The 5,866-nt window shown below is 40.2% G+C and carries 5 protein-coding genes; 3 read left to right on the top strand and 2 right to left on the bottom strand.

Annotation, left to right across the window (positions count from 1 at the left end; all coding sequences use genetic code 11):
- Together QZY09_RS02735 and QZY09_RS02740 are read left to right on the top strand one after the other, a co-directional pair.
- Nucleotides 1-219, top strand: a 219-nt coding sequence (locus QZY09_RS02735) for an STAS domain-containing protein (protein WP_295667782.1), incomplete at its 5' end; no start/stop codon positions are given.
- 22 nt (nucleotides 220-241) lie between these two features.
- Entirely contained in the window at nucleotides 242-1,156 is a 915-nt protein-coding gene (locus QZY09_RS02740) for a ribonuclease Z (protein WP_295667784.1), read from the top strand.
- 77 nt (nucleotides 1,157-1,233) lie between these two features.
- Here the strand turns inward: QZY09_RS02740 and QZY09_RS02745 are convergent, their stop codons facing one another.
- Nucleotides 1,234-2,175 (bottom strand): MlaD family protein, encoded by a 942-nt coding sequence (locus tag QZY09_RS02745; RefSeq protein WP_295667786.1) that lies wholly within the window; start codon nucleotides 2,173-2,175, stop codon nucleotides 1,234-1,236.
- A gap of 151 nt (nucleotides 2,176-2,326) precedes the next feature.
- Entirely contained in the window at nucleotides 2,327-3,235 is a 909-nt protein-coding gene (locus QZY09_RS02750; RefSeq protein WP_295667788.1) for an N-acetylmuramoyl-L-alanine amidase, read from the bottom strand.
- 103 nt (nucleotides 3,236-3,338) lie between these two features.
- On the opposite strand from QZY09_RS02750, the gene QZY09_RS02755 reads away from it, so the two are divergent.
- The coding region (locus QZY09_RS02755; protein ID WP_295667790.1) for a putative LPS assembly protein LptD at nucleotides 3,339-5,866 on the top strand (2,528 nt) is incomplete at its 3' end.

The following is a 5,866-nucleotide window of genomic DNA, read 5'->3' on the forward strand; positions in this document are numbered from 1 at the left end:
GCCGATTCTTCAGGATTAAGCAGTTTACTTGTCGGTCATCGTTTATGCAAAAACGCTTCAGGTACTTTTATTTTAACCGGTTTAAATGATGCGGTGGCTAGGTTAGTAACAATTTCCCAGCTCGACAATGTTCTAACTATTGTTCCTACACCTGAAGAGGCAATTGACCTGGTGTTTATGGAAGAAATTGAAAAAGAATTAAAAAAAGAAGCAAAATAAACAACCTGATTGTTTACCAGGTATGAAATTTGAAGTTACAATACTTGGCAGCAGTTCGGCAACTCCCATTTTTAATCGAAATCCCTCCGCGCAGGCGCTCAATATTAACGAGCGTCTTTACCTTGTAGATTGTGGTGAAGGTACCCAGCAGCAAATGTTAAAATTTGACATTAAAGCCAGGCGTATTGACCATATTTTTATCAGCCATCTTCATGGTGACCACTACCTTGGCCTTATTGGTTTGCTTTCATCCATGCAGCTAAATGGTCGGGACAAACCCTTGAATATTTTTTGCCCCGCCAATCTGAAGGAGATCATCGATATCCAGCTGAAATTTTCCGAAACAGCGTTGGAATATGAGGTGAACTACAAGTTTACCAATGCAGAAGTTGCTGCGGTTATCCTTGATAACGCTGATGTTACCGTTGAGACCATTCCGCTTGATCATCGGATGGCCTGCACCGGCTTTTTATTCAGGGAAAAAAAGCGGATGCGTAAACTGATCAAAGAAAAGGTTGAAGAATTAAAGATACCCGTTGAATACTTTTCTGCACTAAAAAAAGGTGCTGATTACACCGCACCCGACGGTAAGCTATATAAAAATGATATACTGACTACAGATTCAAGCGAGCCGAAGACCTATGTGTATTGCTCGGATACATTGCCGGGCGATTGGTATATTGACCAGATAAAGAATGCTACCCTGCTGTATCATGAAGCTACCTTTTTAAACAACATGCTTGAACGGGCTATTGAAACCCATCATACTACAGCATTGCAGGCCGCCGCAATTGCCATCAAATCAAATGCAAAAAAACTCATTATCGGTCATTTTTCTGCCCGCTACAAAACGTTGAATGAATTATTGGATGAAGCCCGGAGCGTTTTCCCCGAAACCGAACTCGCTATTGAAGGCCGGGTTTTTGAAATCGGGTAGTTGCATTGAGTTTGCAGTTCGACGTGTGCCGTCTGCAGAAAAAGAATTGCCAACTGCACACGGCCGACCGTCAACTATTATTTCTTGCCTCCAAATACTGAAAAGCTTACATACTTTTTAGGATGTGCTTTGATATCAATAAACAGGCTGTTAAGGTTATTAGTTGCATTTTGTAAGTTGTCATAAACCTGTTTGTCGTTTAGCAGCATTCCCAAAGTGCCATTATTGGTATTAATTTTACTGATGGTCGACTGCAGATCAGCCATTGCTTTGTTGGCGTTGTCGAGGGTTTGTTTGATATTTGAATTGGCCACATCATTACTTACTTTTTCAAAATTCGCAGTAATGCCATTTAGATTTGCTGAACTGGTTTTTAAATTGGAGGTCACCGTTTCGGTGTTTGACATGATGGAATTAATGTGCACGGTTTGCGTGCTTACCAGCTCGTCAATTTTTTTAGTGGTGCCTTCAAGTGTTTGCAGCGAATTGGCGATGCTGGCGAAACTCCGGTCAACATTTTTTTGAAAATTCGGATTCAGTATTTTGTTTATAGCAGCAAGTGATGAGTCTAATTTGCTGATCAGTTTTTCCGCCTTCATTTGAATCGGCTGTAAACTTTCAGCTAAACTCCCCTGGATATCTGCCCTTAAAGTGTCTTTGTCCTGTGCGGGTAAATTGCTGTTTCCGTACACGAAAACAATGGCCTTGCTTCCCAAAAGATCCGTACTAACCAGTTTTGCAAGCGTGTTTTTAGGGACTATATATTGGTGGTCAACACTAAGTTCGACCACGGTACTGCCATTGGGCTGCAATTTCATTTTTGAGATCCTGCCGATCTGGAAGCCGTTTACCAGAACGGGTTTTGATACTGTCAAACCGTCCACACTACTATAAACAGCATAAAATTTATTCGTCCCCGAAAAAACATCATCACCCCTTAAAAAACTATATCCTAAAATAAGTATGGCTATTCCGATAACGGTTAATATGCCGATTTTTGTTTCGTTTGTTATTTTCATTTTCAGTTTTGAGATGACAGACTGATCAGGCAGCTAAATTAGCTATGCCAATTCACAATTCTGACATATAAATCTCATATATTATTTATTATGATAATTTCTTGTGTTTTTGATAGACAAACGGAAATATAATTTCCAGCTTAACCGGTTATTATGGCGAAACCTGTTCAACTTCGGCTTTATAATTTTCAATTGCCCTTACAATTGAGGCTACAATTTCATCCTGGCCTTTTTCAGAATTCAAATAGGCTTCATCATCGGGGTTATCAATATACCCTGTTTCAACCAACACCGCAGGCATAGCGCTGTGGCACAATACGTATATACCTTGTTCTCTAATGCCCTCATTATGCCGACCATCAGTATCAACAAGTTCACCATCAATCAATTCGGCAAGGTGTATGCTTTGCTTTCGATATTTGCGTTTATACTCGTTCATCAGTATCATCGATTCAGGGTCGTTCGGGTCTGGGCTTGCATTCATTTCAGAATCACCACCTTCGATCACGTTTTCTTTTATCGCGTTTTCTTCTTCTTTGGAACGGTGAAAACCATAAACGAGCATTAATACTCCTCTGCCCGAATGATCCGGGATTTCAATCGTCCGGTATACAGGCTTATGGTGTTTATGCCCAACAACTTCGCGAATATGCCTGTCCGGTAATGAGTTACAATGTAAGGAAATGAAAAGATCTCCTTTGTTTTCATTAGCTATTTGGGCCCGCCTTTGAAAAGAAATGTCATCTTCGGTAGTTCGGGTTAGCACTACTTTAATGCTGGGTAATTCTTTTTCTAACTCTTTTTGCAATTTAAGTGCCAACGCAAGCGTTACATTTCTCTCTGATGAATATGAGCCGGATGCGCCGTGAGAATAATTACCTGTAGTACCAGATGGCTTGCCGCCGTGCCCGGGATCTACAATAATTGTTCGCAGTTTATAACCGGTTGTTGTAACGGTATCATGTTTAGTATGAGTGGTTAATGCAAAAGAATATACAGGCGCAAATGTTAGTAATAACGATAAACCGTAAATCAATCTTTTCAATGCCTTATTTTTCATTATTTTTGAACGCTGTTAACAATATCTGCAAAAATACTATTCATTATCTATTTTGAAATTCATCTGTTTACTTTTTCTGCTTGCAATTATTTTAATAGCCAATGTGACTGCCTACTCACATGAACGGAATTCTTATTCATTTACGTATAAGCCGTCTGCAGATACAATAATAAAACTGGATTCTATTAAAGATCGTAAACTGCTTAAAGATAAAAAATCTAACTCAACTACGCCAATAAAAAAATCCGGGGGCGTAACAGATACCACAAAAAATAACAGCAGCCTTAAATCAGAAGTGAAATCCCATGCCGATGATTCAACCCTTGTTGACCAGGAGCACCAGATTACTTATTTATATGGGAATGCCCGGGTTACTTATGAAGATTTTGAGTTGGATGCTGATTATATACGCGTCGACCAAAAAAATCACCTGCTTTTTGCCCGGGGGCGGAAGGATCCGGTAACTCACCGATATGTTGGCCGGCCAATTTCCAAACAGGGAAAAGATAAACCATTATTGTCTGACTCTTTATTGTTTAATTATAAAACTAAAAAAGGTAAACTCTATAACCCTGCATCCGACCAGGATGGTAACTTCTTATCGGGCGGTGTTGCAAAAAAATTAGATTCAACAGAAGTTGCTTACCGTAACGTAATTTTTAGTACCTGCGATCTGCCATATCCTGATACACATTTCGGGATAGTAATTACGCGGGGCATTGCCGAAAAAAACCGGATAATTGCCGGGCCGGCTTACCTTGAAATAGAAGGGATTCCGCTCCCTTTAGCTATTCCTTTTGGCTTTTTCCCCAAGCCGGATACCAAAACCTCAGGTATTATCATTCCTACCTTTGGTGAAGATCAAAAGCTTGGTTTCTATCTCCGCAATTTTGGCTATTATTTCGCCATAAGTGATTACCTGGACCTCACTACCACCGGTACTGTATATTCAAAAGGAGCGTATGAGTTGAATAGTACGATGCACTATTTAAAAAGGTATAAATATTCAGGCGATTTATCCCTAAGCTATGGCTCGCACAATTACGGGCTCCAGGGAGATCCGGCAACCAAAGACTTTAACGTCACCTGGTCGCATAGCCAGGATCCAAACGCACACCCCGGAAGCACGTTCAGCGCCTCAGTAAACGCTGGTACGTCAACCTTTTATTCAAACAACCCTTCTTACAGTAATTATAACATCCAGGCCCTTACGCAAAACAACCTGCGATCAACAATTAACTATAGTAAAACATGGGGATCGCTTTTTAATATGAGCCTTGGCCTTGGCCACAGCCAGGACCTTACCAATAAAACGATTTCGCTGCAATTGCCAACTTTGAGCTTTTCAATGGCCTCACTTAGCCCTTTTGATTCAAAAGAAAGGGTAGGAGATCCAAAATGGTATCAAAAATTAACCATCAGCTATAGCTTGCAGGCAAATAATTCTATAAATAATTTGCCCGAAGCTGAACTTTTTAAGGGCAATACACTCATTAAAAACCTGCAAACCAGTATCACCCATAATATTCCCATTGGCTTAAGTTTAAATGTCTTCAAATATTTTCAATTTAGTTCCAATGTAAACTACACGGAACACTGGTACCTGCAAACCATCAGGAAAAATTTTGCCAGGGGAAGTATCTCCGGCCTCGATTCTATGGTAACCGACACATTAAACGGTTTTAAAAGGGCGGGGATTTATAATTTAAGTACCAGCCTTTCTACAAAGGTATACAGTACTATCAGCTTTAAAAAAGGCAACCTGATAGCGATACGGCATGTGATGACGCCTTCGGTTAGCTTTAATTATAATCCTGATTTTTCGCAGCCGAGTTTTGGGTATTATAAAACAGCCGTAAGCAACGCAGTTATTCCATACCCATATTCAAGTCAAACTTATTCAATTTTTGAAGATGGTTTTCCGTCCGGAGGCAAACAAGCCGGCATCGGGTTAAGCCTTGATAACACCATTGAGGCAAAATTTAAACCGAAAGCAACTGATACCTCCGGAAAACCAAAAAAGGTTGCCATTTTGCAGGGGTTAACTTTTTCAACGTTCTATAATTTCGCACAGGATTCGCTCAGGTTATCGCCTATATCTTTTTCTGCGCATTCGGCTATCTTTAATCAAAAGGTAAATCTTAGTTTCTTTGGGTCGCTAAATCCTTACGTTAACCAGGTGCTTGATTCAATTCAAAACGGACAAATACAGAGATACACCCACGAAATAAACCAGTATACCTGGCAGCATGGCAAATTCCCAACGCTTACGTCCTTTAGTTTTTCAATGAGCGGCAGCTTAAACTCAACTACTTTTAATCCAAAAACGCCTGTACAATCAGGCAGTACATTGCAAACCATCAATCCGCAGCAGGCGCAAAGGCTGGCGGTTATCAACAGCGACCCTAGTGCCTACGTCGACTTTAATGTACCATGGAACGTATCGTTTAATTATAGTTTTAGCTATAATAATAATATTACCAGTACCAATACTACCAATACGATTATGTTAAGCGGCGATGTGAATTTAACATCAAAATGGAAAGTTCAATACAACACCAACTATGATATCAGGGCACGCAAACTTGCGGTTACATCATTTGCCATATACCGCGACCTGCACTGCTGGGA

Source organism: uncultured Mucilaginibacter sp., assembly GCF_903913935.1.
Classification (GTDB): domain Bacteria; phylum Bacteroidota; class Bacteroidia; order Sphingobacteriales; family Sphingobacteriaceae; genus Mucilaginibacter.